This window comes from Streptomyces decoyicus (assembly GCF_019880305.1).
GTDB lineage: Bacteria > Actinomycetota > Actinomycetes > Streptomycetales > Streptomycetaceae > Streptomyces > Streptomyces decoyicus.
In genome coordinates, this window is the sequence record NZ_CP082301.1 from 7,218,145 (window position 1) to 7,237,158 (window position 19,014).

At 71.4% G+C, this 19,014-nt stretch carries 19 protein-coding genes; 6 read left to right on the forward strand and 13 right to left on the reverse strand.

Features of this window, described 5'->3' with window-relative positions; all coding sequences use genetic code 11:
• Positions 1 to 4: 4 nt before the first annotated feature.
• Positions 5 to 478, forward strand: a complete 474-nt coding sequence (locus K7C20_RS31505; protein WP_053209281.1) for a carboxymuconolactone decarboxylase family protein — start codon at positions 5 to 7, stop codon at positions 476 to 478.
• A gap of 330 nt (positions 479 to 808) precedes the next feature.
• Complete coding sequence (locus K7C20_RS31510; RefSeq protein WP_053209282.1) at positions 809 to 1,285, forward strand: hypothetical protein; 477 nt, start codon at positions 809 to 811, stop codon at positions 1,283 to 1,285.
• A gap of 134 nt (positions 1,286 to 1,419) precedes the next feature.
• Here the strand turns inward: K7C20_RS31510 and K7C20_RS31515 are convergent, their stop codons facing one another.
• The 4 genes from K7C20_RS31515 to K7C20_RS31530 all read right to left on the reverse strand — a co-directional run bounded on the left by K7C20_RS31515 (position 1,420) and on the right by K7C20_RS31530 (position 4,551).
• Positions 1,420 to 2,871 (reverse strand): amino acid permease, encoded by a 1,452-nt coding sequence (locus tag K7C20_RS31515; protein WP_030078074.1) that lies wholly within the window; start codon positions 2,869 to 2,871, stop codon positions 1,420 to 1,422.
• Positions 2,872 to 2,996: 125 nt separating this feature from the next.
• Positions 2,997 to 3,212: a dodecin gene (locus K7C20_RS31520; protein WP_030078076.1), complete on the reverse strand. Its 216-nt coding sequence runs from the start codon at positions 3,210 to 3,212 to the stop codon at positions 2,997 to 2,999.
• A 91-nt stretch (positions 3,213 to 3,303) separates the two neighbouring features.
• Positions 3,304 to 3,765, reverse strand: coding sequence for a universal stress protein (locus tag K7C20_RS31525; RefSeq protein ID WP_030078078.1), 462 nt, complete (start codon positions 3,763 to 3,765; stop codon positions 3,304 to 3,306).
• A 78-nt stretch (positions 3,766 to 3,843) separates the two neighbouring features.
• Positions 3,844 to 4,551 (reverse strand): PAS domain-containing protein, encoded by a 708-nt coding sequence (locus K7C20_RS31530; protein WP_053209283.1) that lies wholly within the window; start codon positions 4,549 to 4,551, stop codon positions 3,844 to 3,846.
• Between the two features lie 105 nt (positions 4,552 to 4,656).
• Between K7C20_RS31530 and K7C20_RS31535 the strand changes: the two genes are divergently transcribed.
• Positions 4,657 to 7,833 carry a cytochrome P450 gene (locus K7C20_RS31535; RefSeq protein ID WP_053209284.1) on the forward strand — a complete coding sequence of 1,059 codons (3,177 nt, stop codon included), beginning with the start codon at positions 4,657 to 4,659 and terminating at the stop codon, positions 7,831 to 7,833.
• 445 nt (positions 7,834 to 8,278) lie between these two features.
• Here the strand turns inward: K7C20_RS31535 and K7C20_RS31540 are convergent, their stop codons facing one another.
• From K7C20_RS31540 to K7C20_RS31555, 4 genes are all read right to left on the reverse strand, one after another.
• Positions 8,279 to 8,572 carry a DUF1330 domain-containing protein gene (locus K7C20_RS31540; protein WP_030078088.1) on the reverse strand — a complete coding sequence of 98 codons (294 nt, stop codon included), beginning with the start codon at positions 8,570 to 8,572 and terminating at the stop codon, positions 8,279 to 8,281.
• Between the two features lie 33 nt (positions 8,573 to 8,605).
• Positions 8,606 to 10,039, reverse strand: coding sequence for an MFS transporter (locus K7C20_RS31545; protein WP_053209285.1), 1,434 nt, complete (start codon positions 10,037 to 10,039; stop codon positions 8,606 to 8,608).
• Positions 10,036 to 10,398, reverse strand: a complete 363-nt coding sequence (locus K7C20_RS31550) for a MarR family winged helix-turn-helix transcriptional regulator (RefSeq protein ID WP_030078096.1) — start codon at positions 10,396 to 10,398, stop codon at positions 10,036 to 10,038. The genes K7C20_RS31545 and K7C20_RS31550 overlap by 4 nt, the downstream gene beginning before the upstream one ends.
• Before the next feature lie 127 nt (positions 10,399 to 10,525).
• Entirely contained in the window at positions 10,526 to 10,975 is a 450-nt protein-coding gene (locus K7C20_RS31555; protein ID WP_030078098.1) for an IS1182 family transposase, read from the reverse strand.
• Positions 10,976 to 11,494: 519 nt separating this feature from the next.
• On the opposite strand from K7C20_RS31555, the gene K7C20_RS31560 reads away from it, so the two are divergent.
• The gene (locus K7C20_RS31560; RefSeq protein WP_053209286.1) at positions 11,495 to 12,262 is read left to right on the forward strand and encodes a dienelactone hydrolase family protein; all 768 of its coding nucleotides are present in this window, start codon (positions 11,495 to 11,497) and stop codon (positions 12,260 to 12,262) included.
• A 336-nt stretch (positions 12,263 to 12,598) separates the two neighbouring features.
• Complete coding sequence (locus tag K7C20_RS31565; RefSeq protein WP_245171192.1) at positions 12,599 to 12,910, forward strand: site-specific integrase; 312 nt, start codon at positions 12,599 to 12,601, stop codon at positions 12,908 to 12,910.
• A 117-nt stretch (positions 12,911 to 13,027) separates the two neighbouring features.
• On the opposite strand, the gene K7C20_RS31570 is transcribed toward K7C20_RS31565, so the two are convergent.
• Entirely contained in the window at positions 13,028 to 13,567 is a 540-nt protein-coding gene (locus K7C20_RS31570; RefSeq protein WP_048829007.1) for a DUF2165 domain-containing protein, read from the reverse strand.
• Between the two features lie 175 nt (positions 13,568 to 13,742).
• Between K7C20_RS31570 and K7C20_RS31575 the strand changes: the two genes are divergently transcribed.
• Entirely contained in the window at positions 13,743 to 14,777 is a 1,035-nt protein-coding gene (locus K7C20_RS31575) for a phosphatidylinositol-specific phospholipase C domain-containing protein (RefSeq protein WP_053209287.1), read from the forward strand.
• Here the strand turns inward: K7C20_RS31575 and K7C20_RS31580 are convergent.
• The 4 genes from K7C20_RS31580 to egtC form a co-directional block, all read right to left on the reverse strand.
• Positions 14,749 to 15,873: a trypsin-like serine peptidase gene (locus K7C20_RS31580; protein ID WP_053209288.1), complete on the reverse strand. Its 1,125-nt coding sequence runs from the start codon at positions 15,871 to 15,873 to the stop codon at positions 14,749 to 14,751. The two genes, K7C20_RS31575 and K7C20_RS31580, sit on opposite strands and share 29 nt — an antisense overlap.
• Before the next feature lie 338 nt (positions 15,874 to 16,211).
• Positions 16,212 to 17,141 carry a phosphatidylinositol-specific phospholipase C gene (locus tag K7C20_RS31585; RefSeq protein WP_030078112.1) on the reverse strand — a complete coding sequence of 310 codons (930 nt, stop codon included), beginning with the start codon at positions 17,139 to 17,141 and terminating at the stop codon, positions 16,212 to 16,214.
• 147 nt (positions 17,142 to 17,288) lie between these two features.
• Positions 17,289 to 18,251, reverse strand: coding sequence for an L-histidine N(alpha)-methyltransferase (gene egtD / locus K7C20_RS31590; protein WP_030078114.1), 963 nt, complete (start codon positions 18,249 to 18,251; stop codon positions 17,289 to 17,291).
• Complete coding sequence (egtC, locus tag K7C20_RS31595) at positions 18,248 to 19,003, reverse strand: ergothioneine biosynthesis protein EgtC (RefSeq protein WP_053209289.1); 756 nt, start codon at positions 19,001 to 19,003, stop codon at positions 18,248 to 18,250. The genes egtD and egtC overlap by 4 nt, the downstream gene beginning before the upstream one ends.
• Positions 19,004 to 19,014 lie beyond the last annotated feature (11 nt).

The following is a 19,014-nucleotide window of genomic DNA, read 5'->3' on the forward strand; positions in this document are numbered from 1 at the left end:
CCCGATGAACGCTCGGTTGAATCTCATGGCCGGCCCGGTCGCCGCCAAGACCATGAAGCACATCATCGCCGCGGGCAAGGCACTTGCGGACTCGACGCTGCCGTTCGCGACGCAGGAACTGGTGAAGCTCCGCGCCAGCCAGATCAACGGCTGCGCCGGCTGCATCGACATGCACACCAAGGACGCCGCCGCCGGCGGGGAGACCTCGGTGCGCCTCAACCTGGTCGCGGCCTGGCGGGAGGCCACGGTGTTCACCGATGCCGAACGCGCCGCCCTGGAGCTGGCGGAGCAGGGCACCCGTATCGCCGACGCGGCCGGCGGTGTCACGGACGAGGCCTGGGCGAATGCCGCCAAGCACTACGACGAGGAGCAGCTCGCCGCCCTGGTGTGCACCATCGCCCTCATCAACGCCTTCAACCGCGGGAACGTCATCCTCCAGCAGCCCGCCGGGGACTACCAGCCCGGCCAGTTCGCCTGACGAGGAGCAGCCGGCCGGGGCCGCCGGTGCCCGCTGCCCTCAGTAGCAGCACACGGCCTCGGCGCTGGTTGAGGCGTCCCGCCGGCCTGTGCCGTCCTGGCTCTATTTGGTGTAGACACGTCAAAAATCATGAGGATTCTGCCTTGCTCTCTTCAGGGGCGCGTGCCTCAATGGTCAGCGATTCAGGTCGCTGACCAACCGTCAGTTCTGGACGGGTGGTCCCGCACGGGGTCCGACCGCGGCCCCCGCGTGGCCGCCGGTCGTTCCCTCGCGTACCCCTCGACGGCCGGTGCCATGGGCCTGCACCCCCCTCAAGAAGGCGGTACCCCCATGAGACACCTCAGATCAGGCACGCGCGGATTCGGTACGGCACTTGGCGTTGCCCTCGCCGTCGCGGGCACCCTCGCCATGGCACCGGCCGCGACCGCGGTGAGCCCCGACACCGCCACCGTCTCGTTCGACTGCGGCAGTTTCGGCTCCGGAACGGCGACGCTCACCGCGACCCAGGACGGCACGGCCGCGACCATCAGCCTTTCCACGTCGGCGATCACGTCCCCGATAGACGTCGGAGCGAACTCGGTCAGCTCCACGCTCACCCTCACCAAGAACGGCTCCGGGACCACGGAGTTCAGCGGCAGCTCCAACCCGGCGATACCCGCCGGCAGCGAAGTCTCCACCGGTCCGCTCAGCGGCACGGTCGCCGCGGGCGACAGCCTGGAGGCCACGTCCCTGAAGGTCGTGGTGTTCGGCGTCACGGCCACTTGCAACGCCACCTCGCCGCAGTCCCCGGGACCGTTCGTCTTCTGATTCCGACGGACCGCTTCCCGAGGACGGCTTCGGGAGCACTGCTTCGGGAGCACGTTTTCGGGAGCACGGCGGGGACCGGCGGACGAAGTCCTGCCGGTCCCCGCCGTGCTGCGCCGCCGGTCAGTGAGCGCGGCTCACGGCCGTGTCCCGTCGCTCTTCCCGCCGGTGCTCTCCCGGTCCGCCCGTGCCAGGTTCGAGTGGCGGTAGGAGTACGCGAGGTAGACCACCATGCCGAGCAGGAACCACACCACGAACCGCACCCAGGTCTGCCAGGCCAGGAACGTGATCAGCCAGATCGAGAAGCACACCCCGATGGCCGGGACCACCGGCATGCCCGGCGTACGGAACGTCCGCGGCAGGTCGGGACGCTTGTAGCGGAGCACGATCACCGCGATGCAGACCACTGCGAACGCGAGCAGGATGCCGATGTTGGTCAGCTCGGCGGCCTCGCCGATCGGCAGGAAGCCCGCGATGGCCGCGGAGGCGACGCCGACGATCCAGGTCACCCGGGTCGGCACATGGTGTTTGGGGCTGGTCTTGGCGAACCACTTGGGCAGCAGGCCGTCCCGGCTCATCGAGAACCACACCCGGGTCACACCGAGCATGAAGGTGAACATGACCGTCAGAATGCCGATGATCGCGCCGACCGCGATGACATCCGCCAGGCTGCTCAGGCCCACCGACTTGAACGCCGAGGAGAAGCCGCTCTCCGGGTCGATGTCCTTGAAGTTCTGCATCCCCGTCAGCACCAGGCAGGCCAGGACGTACAGGACCATCGAGATGGCCAGCGAGTACATGATCGCCTTCGGCATATGGCGCTGGGCGTCCTTGGACTCCTCGGCCGCGGTGCTCATCGCGTCATAGCCGAAGACGGCGAAGAAGACGGTGGCCGCTCCGGTGAAGGCGCCGCTCACTCCGAACGGGAAGAACGGGTGGTAGTTCGAGGTCTTGATGTGGAAGAAGCCGACCGCGATCACGATGACGACCACCAGGACCTTCAGGCCCACCACGACCGTCTCGAAGCGCGCGGCGTTCTTGATGCCCAGCGTCAGCAGATAGGCGATCAGCAGACAGAGCACGGCGGCGAAGAGGTCCACCCGGTGCCCCGCGCCCGTACCCGGCGCGCCGAGCATCCAGGCGGGCAGTTCGACGCCCATCTCGCCGAGCAGAAAGCCGAAGTAGCCGGAGATGCCGATCGCGACCACCGCTACGATCGCGGTGTACTCCAGCAGCAGGTCCCAGCCGATGAACCAGCCCGCCACCTCACCGAGGACGGCATAACCGTAGGTGTAGGCCGAGCCCGCCTTCGGGATCAGCCCGGCGAATTCGGCGTACGAGAACGCGGCCGCGGCGCTCGCGATGCCCGCGATCAGGAAGGAGATCAGTACCGCGGGCCCGGCCTTCCCGTTCGCGACCGTGCCGGCCAGCGTGAAGATTCCCGCCCCGATGATGCCGCCGACGCCGATGGCCGTCAGCTGCCACAGGCCCAGCGCCCGGGTGAGCTGCTCGCTCGCGGTGCCTTCCGCCTCTTGAATGTGTTCGATCGGTTTACGGCGCAATACGCCCTGTCCAGCGCGCAGCCCCATGCGTCATCCCTCCGTACGCTCCGTCGTGGTCCGACGGCGGATCATCATGGACCCTCAGGAGCGACTAAGGAAGGCGACTCCCTAGTAGTGCCGGGACTCGCCGGGATACGTACACGGGAGAGGTGTCAATCGGCGTCCTCAAGCCGGAACCCGACCTTCAGGCCGACTTGGTAGTGGTCGATTTCGCCGTCGACGATATGCCCGCGGACCTGGGTCATCTCGAACCAGTCGAGGTTGCGCAAGGTCTCGGAGGCGCGCTTGATGCCATTCCTGATCGCGGCGTCCAGGCTCTGCTGGGACGTGCCGACGATCTCGGTCACGCGATACGTGCGGTCGGTCACGGTGGTCTCCCTCGTCGGGGCGGCGCTCCGCCCGTCCACTGTCCACCGTGCCTCAGGGCGGGCCACCCCACCAGCGGAGCGGCCCCGGCCCTTACGGGACCACGGTGACCGGCCAGCGCCCGGCCTTGACCAGGCGTACCGCGACCGAGCCCATGATGCGGTGCCCGGCCGACTCCGAGGCGCCGACCACCACCGCGTCGGCCTTGAGCTCGTCGGCCATCTGCACCATGCCGTTGTACGGGTCGCCACGCAGGGTGTGGAACTCCCAGCGCACGCTGTAGATCCCCTGAAGCCGCTCGGTCGCCTGGCGGATCTCCGCCATCAGCTCCTCGGCGACCTCGTGGGTCGCATCCGCGACCGGGGCGCCCATCGCCGCCCCGCCCGGCAGCACCGGTTGGACGTAGACCAGTACGAGCTTCGAGGACTGGCGCCTGGCCAGCCCTGCCGCGTACGAGGCGGCACGCCACGACGAGTCGGAGCCGTCGATGCCGACGACAATGACCTTCGGGCCGTCCGTTCCGCGCTCGAACTGCGCGGCTGCGTTCTCCTCCACACCAGGAGGTTATCCGTACATGCGTGCGGCCGGCCCCCCGGGCCGCACCACCGCGCCCCGCGGAGCCCTCCGGCCCGGTCAGGCGGGGGCCGGCGGCCAGCTGTCCGGCGACAGGACGCCCAGCACATACGCCCTGGCGACCAGCGCGGTACGGCCCTGCACCCGCCAGCGGCGGGCCAGCCGGGTGAAGTGGTAGTTCACCCCGTCGACCGTCAGCCCCAGCGCCGTACCGATCGACGCCGTGGTCGCGCCGCCCGCGGCCAGTGCCAGGATCCGGGCCTCCACGGGGCTCGCCGAGCCGCGCGGCGCGGGGGACGGGACGCTCTCGCGGACCCGCAGCAGCGCCAGCAGGGCCGGTGGGTGCACCGAAGGGTCCCCCACCGGATCGATGGTCAGTTCCCCTTCCCGCTCCGCCCCGTCGGACGCGTCGCGCCAGCGCACCTCGACGGGATAGCGCGAACGGCGCCCCAGGCGCAGCGCCTCGGTGAGCCGGTCGAGCTGTGCCTTCGCGCGGGGCTCGAACAGGTCCAGCAGATTGCGGCCGCGCAGCTGTCCCGGGACCGTTCCCCACTGCGCGGCCATCGCCGGATTGGCGATCAGCACCTCGCCGTGCGCCCGGCACACCGCGATCGGCGTGGGGATACGGTCCAGCAGGATCAGGAAGTAGTTGCGCCACGGGCCGCCCGCGTACGGCCCGGCCGGGTCGATAGGTGCGCCCCCGCAGGACGGCTTGCCGTCGCCGTCGTCGTCCGCGTCCGGCGCCCCGTCGGCAGTCCCGTTGTCCATTGCCCCTTCTCCGGTCCGCGCGCAAGAGCGAGCAGCGAAAAACCACTGCACAATCATGCAGTTGTCCGGGCGTGACCTGCACGTGGGGGCCCTCACGCTGGAGACATGACCGACACCATCGCGCTCCACAGCGACGAACGCGCCGCCGATGACGGCATTCCGGTGGCCGACCTCACGGAGGCCGGGCTCACCCACACGCCCATCCAGCAGTCCATGGATCTCGCCCGGATCCACGGCCCGGTCTTCAAGCGCAAGTTCGGCGACCGCGAAACGCTGTTCCTCTCCTCCCTGGACCTGGTCACCGAGGTCGCCGACGAGTCCCGCTTCGCCAAGGGCGTGTCGGTCGTCCTGGAGAACGTCAGAGAGTTCGCCGGTGACGGTCTGTTCACCGCCTACAACGACGAGCCGAACTGGGCCAAGGCACATGAGGTCCTGATGCCGGCCTTCGCGCTCGGCTCGATGCGCACCTATCACCCGGCGATGCTCGAGGTCGCCCGCCGGGTCATGGCCGCCTGGGACCGGCGGGTGGCCGACGGCACGCCCGTCCAAGTCGCCGAGGACATGACCCGGATGACCCTGGACACCATCGGGCTCGCCGGGTTCGGCTTCGACTTCGAGTCGTTCTCCCGCGGCGACACCCCGCACCCGTTCGTCGAGGCGATGGTGCGCTGCCTCGAATGGAGCATGACGAAGTTCTCCCGCGACCCCGACGCCGACCACTCCGCGGCGGACGCGGCCTTCCAGCGCGACGCCGACTACCTCGCGTCGGTCGTCGACGAGGTCATCGCCGCCCGGACGGAGAGCGGGGAGACCGGTGACGACGACCTGCTGGGTCTGATGCTCGGCGCAGGCGGCGAGGGGGACGGCGGACCCGCCCTCGACCTCGCCAACATCCGCAACCAGGTCATCACGTTCCTGATCGCCGGCCACGAGACCACCTCGGGCGCGCTCTCCTTCGCCCTCTACCACCTGCTCAAGGACCCGCTCGCGCTGCGCATGGTCCAGCGCGAGGCGGACGAACTGTGGGGCGACCAGAGCGACCCCGACCCCTCGTTCGAGGACATCGGACGGCTGCCGTTCACCCGCCAGGTCCTCAACGAGGCGCTGCGGCTGTGGCCCACCGCCGCCGCCTTCAGCCGTCAGGCCCGTGAGGACACGCTGCTCGGCGGCCGCTACCCGGTGAAGGCCGGGGAGCTGGTCACGGTGCTCACCCCGATGCTGCACCGCGACCCGGCCTGGGGCGACAACCCCGAGCTGTTCGACCCGTCCCGCTTCAGCCCGGAGGCCGAGGCGGCCCGTTCGCCGCATGCGTACAAGCCGTTCGGGACGGGGGAACGTGCCTGCATCGGCCGGCAGTTCGCGCTCCACGAGGCGACCATGCTGCTCGCCCTCCTGGTGCACCGCTACCGGTTGGTCGACGACCGCGACTACCGGCTGCGCATCAAGGAGACGCTGACCCTCAAGCCCGACGGGTTCACCTTCACCCTGGCCGCCCGTACGCCCGCCGACCGGGCCGCGGTCCGCGCCGCGCTGGCCGTGCTCCCCGGCAGCGACGCCGGCCCGGTGGACGACACCGCGACCGATGACGGGCTGCCGACCCGCGTCCTCCAGGGCACCGGTCTGCTGCTGTTGCACGGCAGCAACTACGGCACCTGCCGCGAGTTCGCCGAGCGGCTCGCCGACGAGGCCACCGGCCTGGGCTTCGCCGCCGATGTGGCGCCGCTGGACGCGTACGCCGGTGCGCTGCCCGCCGACCGGCCCGTGGTCATCGTCGCCGCCTCCTACAACGGCCGGCCCACCGATGACGCCGCCGCCTTCGTCGACTGGCTGAACACCGCGCAGGACGGCGCCGCCACCGGCCTCCCGTTCGCCGTCCTCGGCGTCGGCGACCGCAACTGGGCCGCCACCTACCAGCACATACCGACCCTGATCGACGACCGTCTCGACGCACTCGGCGCCCACCGGCTGCTGCCGCGCGCCGAGGCCGACGCTTCCGGCGACCTCAGCGGCACCGTCAAGGAGTTCACCGCGGCGCTGCGCACCCAGCTGCTGACGCACTACGGCGACCCGGAGAGCATCGGCGCCGCCGAACCGGCCGCGGCGGACACCGGCTACACCGTCACCGAGATCACCGGCGGCCCGCTGGACGCGCTCGCCGCCCGCCATGACCTCGTCCCGATGACCGTCACCGAGGCCTATGACCTCACCGCACAGGACTGGCCGCGGCCCAAGCGCTTCCTGCGCATCGCGCTGCCGGACGGCGTCGGCTACCGCACCGCCGACCATCTCGCCGTGCTGCCGGCCAACGCCCCGGCCGCCGTCGAGCGGGCCGCCCACGCCCTCGGCGCCGACCTGGACACCGTCCTCGCGCTGCACTCCGGCCGCCGCGCGAGCCGCGACACCCTGCCCGTCGACCGCCCCCTGACGGTACGTGAACTGTTCACCCGTCACCTGGAGTTGGGCATCCGCCCGACCCCCGGGCAGGTCGCGCAGCTCGCCGCCCACAACCCCTGCCCGCCCGAGCGCCTCGCGCTGGAAAACCTCGCCGAGGACGATCCGCGCACCCTGATCGACCTGATCGAGGCGCACCCGGCGCTGCGCGGCGCCCTGCCCTGGCCGACGGTCCTGGAGCTGCTGCCGCCGCTGCGCATCCGGCACTACTCCCTGTCGTCGTCACCCGCGGCAGACCCCCGGCACGCCGATCTGATGGTCTCGCTGCTGCCCGGCGGCACCGGCTCGGCCCATCTGCACGCGCTGCGGCCCGGCGACACCGTCCTGGCCCGCGTCCAGCCCTGCCGGGAGGCCTTCCGTCTCGATGCGGCCGATGACACCCCCGTCATCCTGATCGCGGCGGGCACCGGTCTCGCGCCGTTCCGCGGCGCCGTCGCCGACCGCCTCGCCGCGGGCCAGAAATCCCCCGCCCGGCTCTACTTCGGCTGCGACGACCCCACCGCCGACTTCCTGCACGCCGCGGAGTTCGCCGCGGCCGAAGCCGCCGGCGTCATCTCCGTACGCCCCGTCTTCAGCGAACACCCCGAGAACGGCCACCGTTTCGTCCAGCACCGGATCGCCGCCGAGGCCGCCGAGGTGTGGGAGCTGCTCCAGGCCGGTGCACGGGTGTATGTCTGCGGTGACGGCAGCCGGATGGCGCCCGGTGTACGGGCCGCCTTCCGCGAGCTGCACGGCGCGTGCACCGGCGCGTCGCCGCAGGAGTCCGAGGCCTGGCTGCGCGAACTGACCGCCTCCGGCCGCTATATCGAGGATGTGTACGCGGCGGGCTGAGGCCCGGTCCTCTCCCGGCGGGCCGGATCCTCCGGCCCGCCGGGACCAGGGCGGGGGTGGTGCGGCCCACGCGGCCGCACCCCTCCGCCGGCCGTGACCGGGCCGGCGCCCCGACCCGGGGGCAACGGCAAGACGAAGGCCCTGATCGGGGTGTGACCGAGATACGCGCCAAAGGGGCAACGGGATGATCTTGAAGCCCTGAGCGCCCGTCGGCCGTCACCCATTCGGCTCAGTGTCGTTGGTGGTGATGTTGAGCGTCGTCTGGGGCCTGGGGTGGGTTGCCTCTGCGTCGACTTCACCCCGCTGCGCGAGCAGGACCTGACCGCCGCCGGTCTCGGCCAGGCTGCCTGAGCCGTGAGGGAACTAGCTGGTGACGCCCTTCACGGGAGCGGGCCGGTATACCCCAGAATCCTGCTGCTTCAGTGAAGATCCGACTGGACCTCGGTCAGTCGATGCCTTCGACGATGCGGAAGTCGCGCTCGACGCCGTCGGAGAGGGCGACCAGCGCCTCCTGGTAGGCCGCACTCTCGTGCGCCGCGACGGCCTGCTCGAAGCTGTCGAACTCGATCAGGACGGTGCGCTCGGCGATTCCGGCGTCATGCGCCACGACCCGACCGCCACGGACGAGGACCCGACCGCGCCCGGCCTTGACGGCCGGAGCGGCCAGCTTGTTGTAAGCAGCCAGCTTCTCAGGGTCTGAAATGGTGCGGTAGACGCTGACCCAGTAGCCCTTGGGCATGGAACCTCCAGTGTTGGGATGAGTGCATCTGGCTTACGGGTTGGTCTCGGACGAGCGTCGGCGGGCGAGAGCGAGGCTTGTCAGCGTCGTGATCGCCATGGCGCCGATGCCGACCAGCGCCGCGGTGGTGTAGGCGCTGTCGTCGGGGAAGAGGTGGCCGGGGCCGGTGCCCGCGGCGAGGATCAGGCCGCCGATGGCGCTGCCCAGGGAGTACCCGACGCTGCGGACGACGTAGTTGAAGCTCATGGCGCTCGACGTCTCGCTCTTGGGGGTGACGGCCAGGATGACGCCGGGCATCGCGGCCGAGAAGCCGCCGACGCCGAAGCCGAGCACGCCCATCGCCGCGAACAGTTCGGCCAGGTCCGACCGGGCCGCCGCGAACAGGGCGAACCCGCCGCCGACCACGACGGCGCTGCCGGCCAGGAGCAGGGGGTCGGCGATCCGCGTCCGGACCCGCGGCGTGAGCTTGCCGGCGACGAACCCCAGCACCGAGAACGGGATGAGAACCAGCCCGGCGAGGAAGGTCGTCAGCCCGAAGCCGTAGCCGGCGCCGTGCGGCGTCTGCGCGTACCGGGTGACGAGCGTGAGCAGGAGGTACATGCCGATCCCGCCGACGAACATGGCGAGGTTCGCCCCGGCGACCGCCGGGTGCCGCACCGCCCGCACATCGACCAGGGGCGTCGTGCTGCGCAGCTCGATGACGGCCCAGACGCAGAGCAGCACCACCGCGACGACGGCGAGGCCCGCCGCCACGGCGAGGTGCCGGCTCCACAGATTCCGTTCGCCGGCGAGGAACAGCCCCAGGAGCAGCGCAGCGGCCAGGACGACCGCGCCTGCCACGTCCACGTGGGCGGAGCGGCCTTCGGGGGCTTCGGGCATGGAGCGCCACGCGGTCAGGAGGGCGGCGGCGGTGACGACCAGGCCGAGGCCGTAGGCGGCCCGTACCCCGCCGAGCTCGGCGAGCAGTGCGGCCAGCGGGTAGCCGACGCCGGCCCCGATGATCGAGACCACCGAGATCAGGGCGATCACGGCCGCGCTGCGCTCCTCGGGGAGGTGGTCCCGGGCCACGCCCATCATCAGCGCAGTCAGCCCGAGCCCGACGCCCTGGGCCGCCCTGCCGGCCAGCAGCCACGCGAACGGCAGCGGCAGCACGGTGAGCGCGCTGCCGGCGACGACGACCGCCAGCGTGGCGAGGATCGTGGCCCGCCGGTGCGGGCCGGCTCCGAGCCGGCCCAGGACCGGCGTGGCGACGGCGCCGCTGAGCAGCGCGACGGTCAGCGTCCACTGCGCGCTGCCGAGCGAGACGTGGAACGAGGTCGCCACGCTGGTGATGAGCGGCGTCCCGAGGCTGGCGACCGCCGCCACGACCAGAGCGATGAACATCAGGGCGGGGACCAGCAGCCGCGCCTCGGAACGCGCCACCGGGAACGCCTTCACCGCGACCCCGCCGACCGGCTGCCCGGTCACTGCTTCGGCCCTTCGCGGTCCTGGCTTTCGAGCTCTGCCAGATGCTTCAGCGCCGGAAGGGCCGCCACCAGCGCCTCGACCTCGTCGCCGGTGAGCTCGCCGATCAACCGCTCGAACGCGTGGACGCCCGCCTGGCGCCGCTTCCGGACATAGGAGGCGCCGGCCTCGGTCAGGCACACCAGCGTGACCCGCTTGTCGGACGCGTCGCCCCGCCGCTCGACCAGGCCGGACTCCTCCATCACCCGGACCAGGGCGGTCATCGCGGGCTGGGTGACGCCCTCGACCGCGGCCAGATCGGTGATGCGCCGCGGGCCGGTCCGGTCCAGGGTGGCCAGGGTGGCGGCGGACGTCAGGGTCATGTCCCGGGGCAGGCGTCTCGCGGCCCTGGTGGCCAGGCCGTAGAGGGCGGCCCCGATGGCGGCGGACGCGCCAGGAGCGGTGTCTTGACGACTCATGCTCGAAGCATAGCACTTTTATATTCATAGTTTATGGAAATGGTCGACTGTCGCGGGCGGCGCGCCCCTTGAGCAGGCCGGCCCGCCGGATCCGGGTCAGTGTCAGGACCAGCAGCCGGTCGGCGCGGTCGCCCTCGGCGAGCCGGTCGCGGAAGTCGGACAGCACGCTGTGGTGGAAGCCGGGGTCTTCCGGCTCCAGGCCGAGGGCGTACTTGAAGTCGATGCGGCAGCGCACCGCCTCGGCGGCCTGGCGGTCCGACAGGTTCAACGCGTACTGCAGCACGCAGACGATGGCCGGCTGCGCGGGCGAGAGCCCGGGCCGGCCGTCGCGCGGGTACCAGGCGGTGAAGTCCTCGTCGCTGAACAGGCCGTCGAGGCGGTCGCGGATCCACATCGCAGTGGTGCCGTGGGGGTTGCCGGCCCGGGCGACCCGCACGGTCAGCGCCGGGATCTCGGCTCCGGGACGGGGCTGGAGGGACATGTCAGGCTCCTGGGGGACATGGGCAGAACGCTCCCACAAACCTGACGCAACGTCACGATCGTTGACTGTCCGTCCTCAAGGTTCCCGACAGAGTCCGACCCGGAGGACCTGGCGCACATCTCGCCGTACCTGACCGAGCACATCAACCGGTTCGGCGAGTACAGCACCCACGGACTCGGCATCCAGCCCGAGGCGTACGACCCGAAACTCGACGTCGACTTCACCCCGCTGCGCGAGCAGGAGCTGACTGCCGCCGGTCTCGGCCAAGCCGCCTGAACCGAGAAGTGAACTAGCTGGTGACGCCCTTCACGGGAGCGGGCCGGTATACCCCAGAATCCTGCTGCGAGGGCCGGCCTCCAACACCGTGGCCCGCAGGTGATCCGATAGCGCTGCCGTGGGGGCGGGGGTTTGTGACGGTTCTTGTGGGCCCTCGCCGTATTTCAGAGGGATACCCGCGCTGTTCTGCCAGCGGCAGAACACCGGCCGGACCGGGCTCGACGATCACTACAGTCCAGTCTCATGACGACGATTACGACGCGTACGGTCGAGTATCCGGCCGACGGTTTGACGATGATCGGGCACCTCGCGCTCCCGGCCGGTGTCGACCGCCGGCCCGCGGTGCTGCTCGGACCGGAGGGCACGGGGCTCAGCGACGTCGAGCGCCGCAGGGCCGATGCTCTCGCCGAGCTGGGATATGTAGCGCTGGCCTTCGACCTTCACGGTGGGCGCTATTTGGGCGACCCCGAGGAGATGCTGGCCCGTTGCATGCCGCTGCTCGCCGACCCCGACCGGATGCGAGGCATCGGCCACGCGGCGCTCGACGTGTTGCGCACCGAACCGCGGACCGACCCCGACCGGATCGCCGCCGTCGGCTACGGCACCGGGGGCGCCATCGCGCTGGAACTCGGGCGCGACGGCGTCAACCTGCGCGCGATCGGGACAGTCAACGCAACTACCACGGGCCGACCGGGCGAGGCGGCGCGCATTCGCTGCCCGGTGTGGGCCGGGGTCGGGTCGGAAGACCCGATCATGCCGCCCGCGCAACGGGACGCGTTCACCGCCGAGATGCAGGCCGCGGGCGTCGACTGGCGCCTCGCGGTCTACGGCGGCGCCTTGCACGCCTTCCACCACCCGCCGGTCGACCACACCGTGCGTCCCGGCGTCGGCTACCACCCACAGCACGCGCAGCGAGCCTGGCGCGACGTCGTCGACCTGCTCGCCGAGTGCCTGCCCGTGACGGAGGGCCTGGGGCATGACCCAGGTAAGCATGCTGGCCCCGGGCACTGACAGGCCACTCACTCCCCTCAAGTCCACACAGCAGAAACGCATTCGGGCGGTTACTCGATCGCGGAGACGTATTCGCAACTACCGCAGTAAATACCGTATTTACTGCGGCAGAGCGCCTACCGTGATCACCGCGACCTGCGGCGGACCAATCCGGCTGCCGGGGCGAGGTGGACGCATTTACTGCGGCAGGACCCGGAGGGCAAGGGCGGGGCGACCGAGTGGATCCACTGGCAGTCCGGCACCGCCCAGCTCCTGCCCCGCCTCATCGCCCGCCGTACCCGCGGCCCGCTGTTCCTCACCGACCGCAAGGCCCCGGCCGGAACACCCACGCTCGACGTGTGCCCGGAGACCGGCCGGGCCCGGCTCTCCTACCGCCGCGCTGAGGAGATCTTCGAGGAGAACACCCGGCTGCTGGCAAACCCCCTCGCCTCGCCCGACGACATCGAGGACCTGGACGGCTGGACGCTTCACCGGCTACGTCACAGTGCCCTGACGCACGACGCGGAGGACGGCACCTCCACCCCGATGCTGCTGGCCCGCTCCCGCCACGCCTCCGTCCGCTCCCTGGAGCGCTACGCCCGCCCCGGCGTCGACTCGGTCGCCCGGCACGTCGCCGAACGCGACCCCGCTGCACGTCGCCGCAGGTAAATCCGAGCGGATCAGTGCTTCAAGATCATCCCGTTGCCCCTTTGGCGCGTATCTCGGTCACATCCCTGATCGCCGCACCGCGGTGGGGCGGTGCGACGGGCCGTGGCGCGGTGTGGGCTACTCCCCGCCCTCGTGCTTCCCCGTCACCCCCGGCAGATGCACGACCACCAGCGCGATCCCGGCCAACGTGACGTTGCGGGTCGCCGCCTCCAGCCCGTTCCAGTCCTTGGACTGCCACATCGCGAACCACTCGCCGCCTATCGCGAGGAAGCCCGCACCGAACAGCAGCAGCACCATCAGCAGCCCCACCGTGCTCACCTGCCGGGCACGGGCGACGCTGCCGCGTCGTGCGCCGCCGGCCCACAGCGCGGTGGCCGCGAGCAGCACCACCGCGGCCGCCGTCTCCCAGGCGATGATCGCCAGATACGCGGCGTCCTGCACCGTGTGCGAGGTGAGGGCCCGCCACATCAGCTCCGGGTCCTTGAACGTGGTGTCCATGGCCAGGACATGACGGACGAACTGCCGGTTGGTGTCGAAGTCGGTGATATTGCCGAAGGCGACGAGGGCGAGATAGAGGGCGACCGTCCCGGTGAGTACGGTCGCCGCGAGCGTCAGTCCGGTGCGTGGTGCTCTGTCGGTGCGGTGTTTGTCGGTCATGTGCCCTCCCCGGCCGGTCCCAGTGATCCGCCTTTCTCCTACCCCCCGTTGCCCCCACACTCCCTCCTGTGTCGAACTCCCGTACGCTGCTGCCCGATCGACCGGGCGACCGACCGGTCGAAGCGGCGTCCGAGCCGGCTGCCGGACGGCCGCATACCTAGGGAAAGCGGGGCACATGAACGGGAAGCGGTGTGTGGGGACGGCTGCCGTCGCGGCGGCGGCAGTGATCGCGGTGAGCGGGCCGGCGGGCGCCGAGCCGGCCGCCACGACATACGGCACCAGCACGTCCGTGGGCGTTCACAACGCCTATGACAAGGAGAAGTACCGCTACTTCGCGGACGCCCTGGACTCCGGCGCCGCCCTGCTCGAACTCGATCTCTGGTCCAACGGACTGGGCCGCTCCTGGCGGGTCTCGCACAGCAACCCGCTCGGGAACAACAGCAACTGCGAGGGTGCCGCGAACGCCTCGGAGCTGCGCACCAAGAAGCGGGACCAGGACTTCGCCGGCTGCCTGGCCGACATGAAGGCCTGGCACGACGCGCACCCAGACCACCGTCCCATCCTGTTCAAGGTCGAGATGAAGGACGGCTTCAACGCCAAGGGCGGCCGCGGCCCCGCCGAGTTCGATGCGCTGGTGCGGCAGAAGCTGGGCGACGCGGTCTACGGCCCCGGGGACCTCACCGGCGGCCATGCCACCGCCGACGAGGCGGTGCGGGCGGGCGGCTGGCCCTCGCGCGCCGATCTGGCCGGCAAGTTCCTGTTCGAGCTGATACCCGGCACGGTCGAGGAGAAGAACCCGTTCGACAAGCTGTGGACGGACGTGGAGTACGCCGGCCACCTCAAGGACCTCGCGGCGCAAGGAAAGCTGGCGCAGTCGACGGCGTTCCCCGCCGTGCACGGTGCCGCGCCCGGCGACCCCCGTGAGCGCTACGCCGACCCGGCGCTGCGCCCCTGGTTCGTGGTCTTCGACGGTGACGCCGCGACCTATCTGAACGGCAGTATCGACACCTCCTGGTACGACTCCCGCCACTACCTGCTCATCATGACCGACGCACACAACGTGCCGCCGGTCATCGACGGTACCCGTCCGACCGAGGCGGAGGCGCTGGCCCGGGTCCGCCAACTGGCCACGGCGCATGCCAGCTTCGCCACCGCCGACTGGTATCCGCTGCCGTCGGTCCTCAAGGCCGTGGTGCCGCGCGGGGCCTGAGATCGGACGCGGCGGCCCGGGAGCCGGGCTGTGCGGCCCCCGGGCCCGGCTTCCTGATCGCCCGCCGGTAGAGCGCGGCAATGTCCTTGCCGAACCGGCTGCTGTACGAGACGAGGTCGTCACCGCCCCCGTCGAGACCGCCTATCACGCCGATCAGCGATCCGGTGCCGGTGGCCGGGTCGAGGTCGGTGAGCATCGGGCCGCCGCTCGTCCCATTCGGGAACCCCGGGCAGGCGAAGCGGAGTTGGGTCGGGCTCTGGGCGTCCGCCGTGTGCCGGCAGCTGACCGGTGTGTCCTGGTCCTCGGGGTAGCCGGTCAGCTGTGCCGGGCGCCCGGCCGGCGCGTCGAACCGGATCCGTTCGGCCCCGGTGACGTCCTCTATACGGCCCCCCGCCCGTCCCGCTTGGCGCACCCGCAGGAACGCCACATCGTGATCGGGGTCCCGGTCGCTGATCCAGCGCGGATCGACCTGGATCCGGGTGGGCACCCACAGGCCGTACGGCGCGGACCCGTCGTGCAGGCCGGGCGCGAACACCAGCCGGGTACGGAAGCCGCCGTCGTGCACACAGTGCGCGGCCGTGACGACGAGGTCGCCCGCCGGGGCGTGCACCACGCTGGCCGTGCAGTGGTGGAACGGCTCACCGTCGTCGGCGGGGGAGAAGAGCGCGCCGACCGCCGGCGAGGGCGGCGCCGGGGCCGCCTGCAACGGCCGGGACGCCGACAGCGGGGCCGCCGCCGTCCCGCCGCCGTACCGTGCCGTCACCGGGGGCCCCGGACGCTCCTGGTAGGGGCCGGCCAGCACCGCGGCGGCGGCCTGGTCGCCGTCGGCCCGGGTCGCGAGATAGGAGCCGGTGGCGGTGTCCCCGGCGGCCAGCAGCGGATCGCGCGACGGGGACCCCAGGGCCAGCGCTGTGCTGCCCACGACCACGGTCAGCACCCCGAGCGCCAGGGTCGCGCGCAGCGGAACGCCGGCCCGGCCGCGACCCGTGCAGGTCGGCCCATCGGGACTGAGGCAGTCCGCCGCCGAAGGCATCCCGGCGTCCTGGTCCGCCCCGGCGCCGTCCGCCGGTGCGGTCCCGCGTTCGCTCGTCGCCACCAGCCACCGCCTCCCCGCATCAGCCGGCGAAACCCCGTCGGACGCGGGCAACACCGGAACCAGACATTTCACCCAGTCTGATGCAGGGGTGCGCGCCGTGGTTCGGTCAGTCGGCGGATCATTCCGCGCAGGCGTCGAAGATCACGGCACAAACCGCACCGGAACACCCGGCGTACCCGCCATTCGAGGGGCCCGAGGGCCGGGCCGAGCGGAGCGGGCCGGCCGCGCTGCCGGAACGCGCTCCGCTGGGCCGGTCGGGTGAACCGCGCCGTGCCCCCGTCGAGGCCGAACCCGGCCTTTTCCGGCACGCCGTCCCGTGCGTGCCCGGCGGCTCTCGCTCAGGCCGCGAGCCGCACTCCCCGGCCCGCGAGGTTGTGCCGGATCAGCGTCTCGGCCAGGCCGAACTCGTTCGGGAAGTCCATCGGGACGATACCCAGGCCCGTCCAGGCGCTCCCTTCCGAGCCCGCCAGCAGATTCCTGACCTGCGGGTTGAGGCGGTCCGCGTGGGAGCGGGGCGGCAGCAGGGCGGAGGTGCTGACGTAGTTGACGAAGAGCTTGCCGGGCTGTGTCACGGCCTTGCGGAACTGGGCCTCGATCTTCGGGTACTTCCCGAACGGCTCCGCCATGTAGTCGTCCTGGATGTCGAACAGCTGCGGATCGGCGTAGCGGACGCCGCCCAGACCGTCGGAGTCCGCCAGCAGGACCACCCTGCCGCGGGCCTGACCGAGCGTCGGCAGACCGGCGTCGAGCCGGAACAGCGACCGGTAGCCCTTGTCGTCCAGGTAGATGTCGAAGATCCGGCGGAACTCCTCCGCGCCGACCTCCGAGTACTCCTGCTTGACCCGCATCAGCACCGTCTCGGAGGGGTGGGCCGTCAGGAACGCCCGGCAGGCGTTGAGCACATCGCCGAACATCAGCTCCTGGTAGAAGGCGCCGTGATGAATGGCGAAGACATTGTCGATGGCCCGGCAGCGGACGTCCAGGAAGCGGACACCGCTGTTGAGTTGGGCATCGACGGAGGTGTTCTGGCAGGCGACCCAGGGGCCGCCCATCCGGGCGCCCGAGTCATGCGTGCCCGGGATCGTCAGCCGCTGGACGGGGGTGGCGTCGCCGAGCGCCGACATCCAGTCCTGTACGGACAGGACGGACGCCCGGCGCTGGGCCGCCCCGGCCGTGAACTGCCCGCTGCCGACGCCCGCCAGCACTCCGGCGGCCGACAGCCCGGCCGCGCCCCGGAGGAAACCCCGCCGATCCAGTCCCAGCCCCATGCCGCTTCCCCTGTCCGTCGAGTCTGCGTGTGTGCGCAGCGGCGTACCCGGTGCGCACCTGCGGTCGGGGCATCGAACCACGGGGAGCGTGCGGACGGCACCCGGCCGGCGGACCGAATGGTCACGCCGGCCGGCAAGGGGCGGAAATCAGACGCGGAAGGACAGCGACAGCGCGAAGCGGTCCGCACTGTCCGTCCACCAGTTGTTCAACTCCAGTCCGGCCGCGGCCAGTTCGGCCCGTACGCCTTCCTGGCGGAACTTGGCCGACACCTCGGTCCGCAGTTCCTCGCCCGCGGCGAAACTCACTGCCAGGTCCACTCCGGGAATCTTGACGCCCAGGTCCTTACGGGCCCGCAGCCGCATCTCGACCCACTCGCGGTCGGCGTTCCACAGCGCGACATGGTCGAAGTCCGCGGGGTCGAAATCGCCGCCCAGCTCGCGGTTGATGACCTCCAGGACGTTCTTGTTGAACGCGGCCGTCACGCCCTGCGGATCGTCGTAGGCGGCGACGAGCGTGGCCTCGTCCTTGACCAGGTCGGTGCCGAGCAGCAGTGCATCCCCCGGGGAGAGCATGCCGTGCACGGAGTGCAGGAACGCCGAGCGCTCCTCGGGGAGCAGATTGCCGATGGTGCCGCCGAGGAAGGCGAGCAGCCGCGGACCGGGGGTGCCGGGGAGTTCGATGCCCTGCTGGAAGTCGGCGACCAGCGCATGCACGCTGAGGCCGGGGTGTTCGGTGAGCAGCGCCTCGCCCGCCGCGGCCAGCGCCGATTCGCTGACGTCGATGGGCAGATAGGTGTGCAGTTCGCCCAGCGCGCCGATGAGGTGGCGGGTCTTGTCGGAGGAGCCCGACCCCAGCTCGATCAGGGTGCGGGCCTGGGTGGCGGCGGCGATGTGGTCGGCGCGGGTGAGCAGGATCTCACGCTCGGCGCGGGTCGGGTAGTAGTCGGGCAGTTTGGTGATGTCCTCGAACAGCTCGCTGCCCCGCGCGTCGTAGAACCACTTGGGCGGCAGCTGTTTGGGGGTACGGGTCAGGCCCGTGGCGACATCGGCGCGCAGCGCGGCCGCGGTGGCGTCGGCAGGGAGGGTGCGGGTGATGCTGAGCGGGCTCACGTGGCGGACTCCTTGAGCGGGGTCAGGTGGACGTCGGTCCGGGTGGCGCGCAGCAGGGTGCGGTCCGGGACCTCGGCCCAGTGGGGGGAATCGTCGTACGGTTCGGAGGCGACAACCGTGCCGCCCTCGGGAACGGCCAGGTGAAACAGCGTGTCGCCCCAGGTGGTGGCGGCGGTGGCGGTGCCGTCCGTCAGCAGCAGATTGAGCCGCGAGCCGGGCGCGGCCGCGGCGACCGCCGTGACGGTGCCGGCCAGCGCGTCGCCGAGCTCGTCACCGCGCGCCAGCCGGTGCTGGACCAGCGCCCACAGGAACGCCGCGTCGCAGCGGGCCGGCAGCCGCAGCAGCTCCCGCGGCGGCAGTTCGGCGGCCAGCGGGGCGAGCGAGTCCGGCCAGCCGGTCACCGCGCCGTTGTGGCTGAACAGATAGCGCCCGGCGGCGTACGGCGCGGCCGCGGCCTCGGCGTCCGCACCGGCGACGGTGGCATCCCGTACGGCGGCCAGCAGCGCGCCGGTGCGGACCACCCGCGCCAGGTCGGGCAGCAGATCGTCGCCCCAGATCGGTCCGGCCCGCCGGTAGCGGGCGGGCACCGGGTCGCCCTGCGCGTACCAGCCGACGCCGAACCCGTCCGCGTTGACCGTGCCGTGCCGCTGCCGGCGCGGTTCCCACGACTGCCGGTACAGGCTGTGCGGCGGGGCCAGGACCACCTGGCCGAAGGGCACGTCCGGCCCCAGGTAAGCAAGGTGACGGCACATCAGACAGCGGC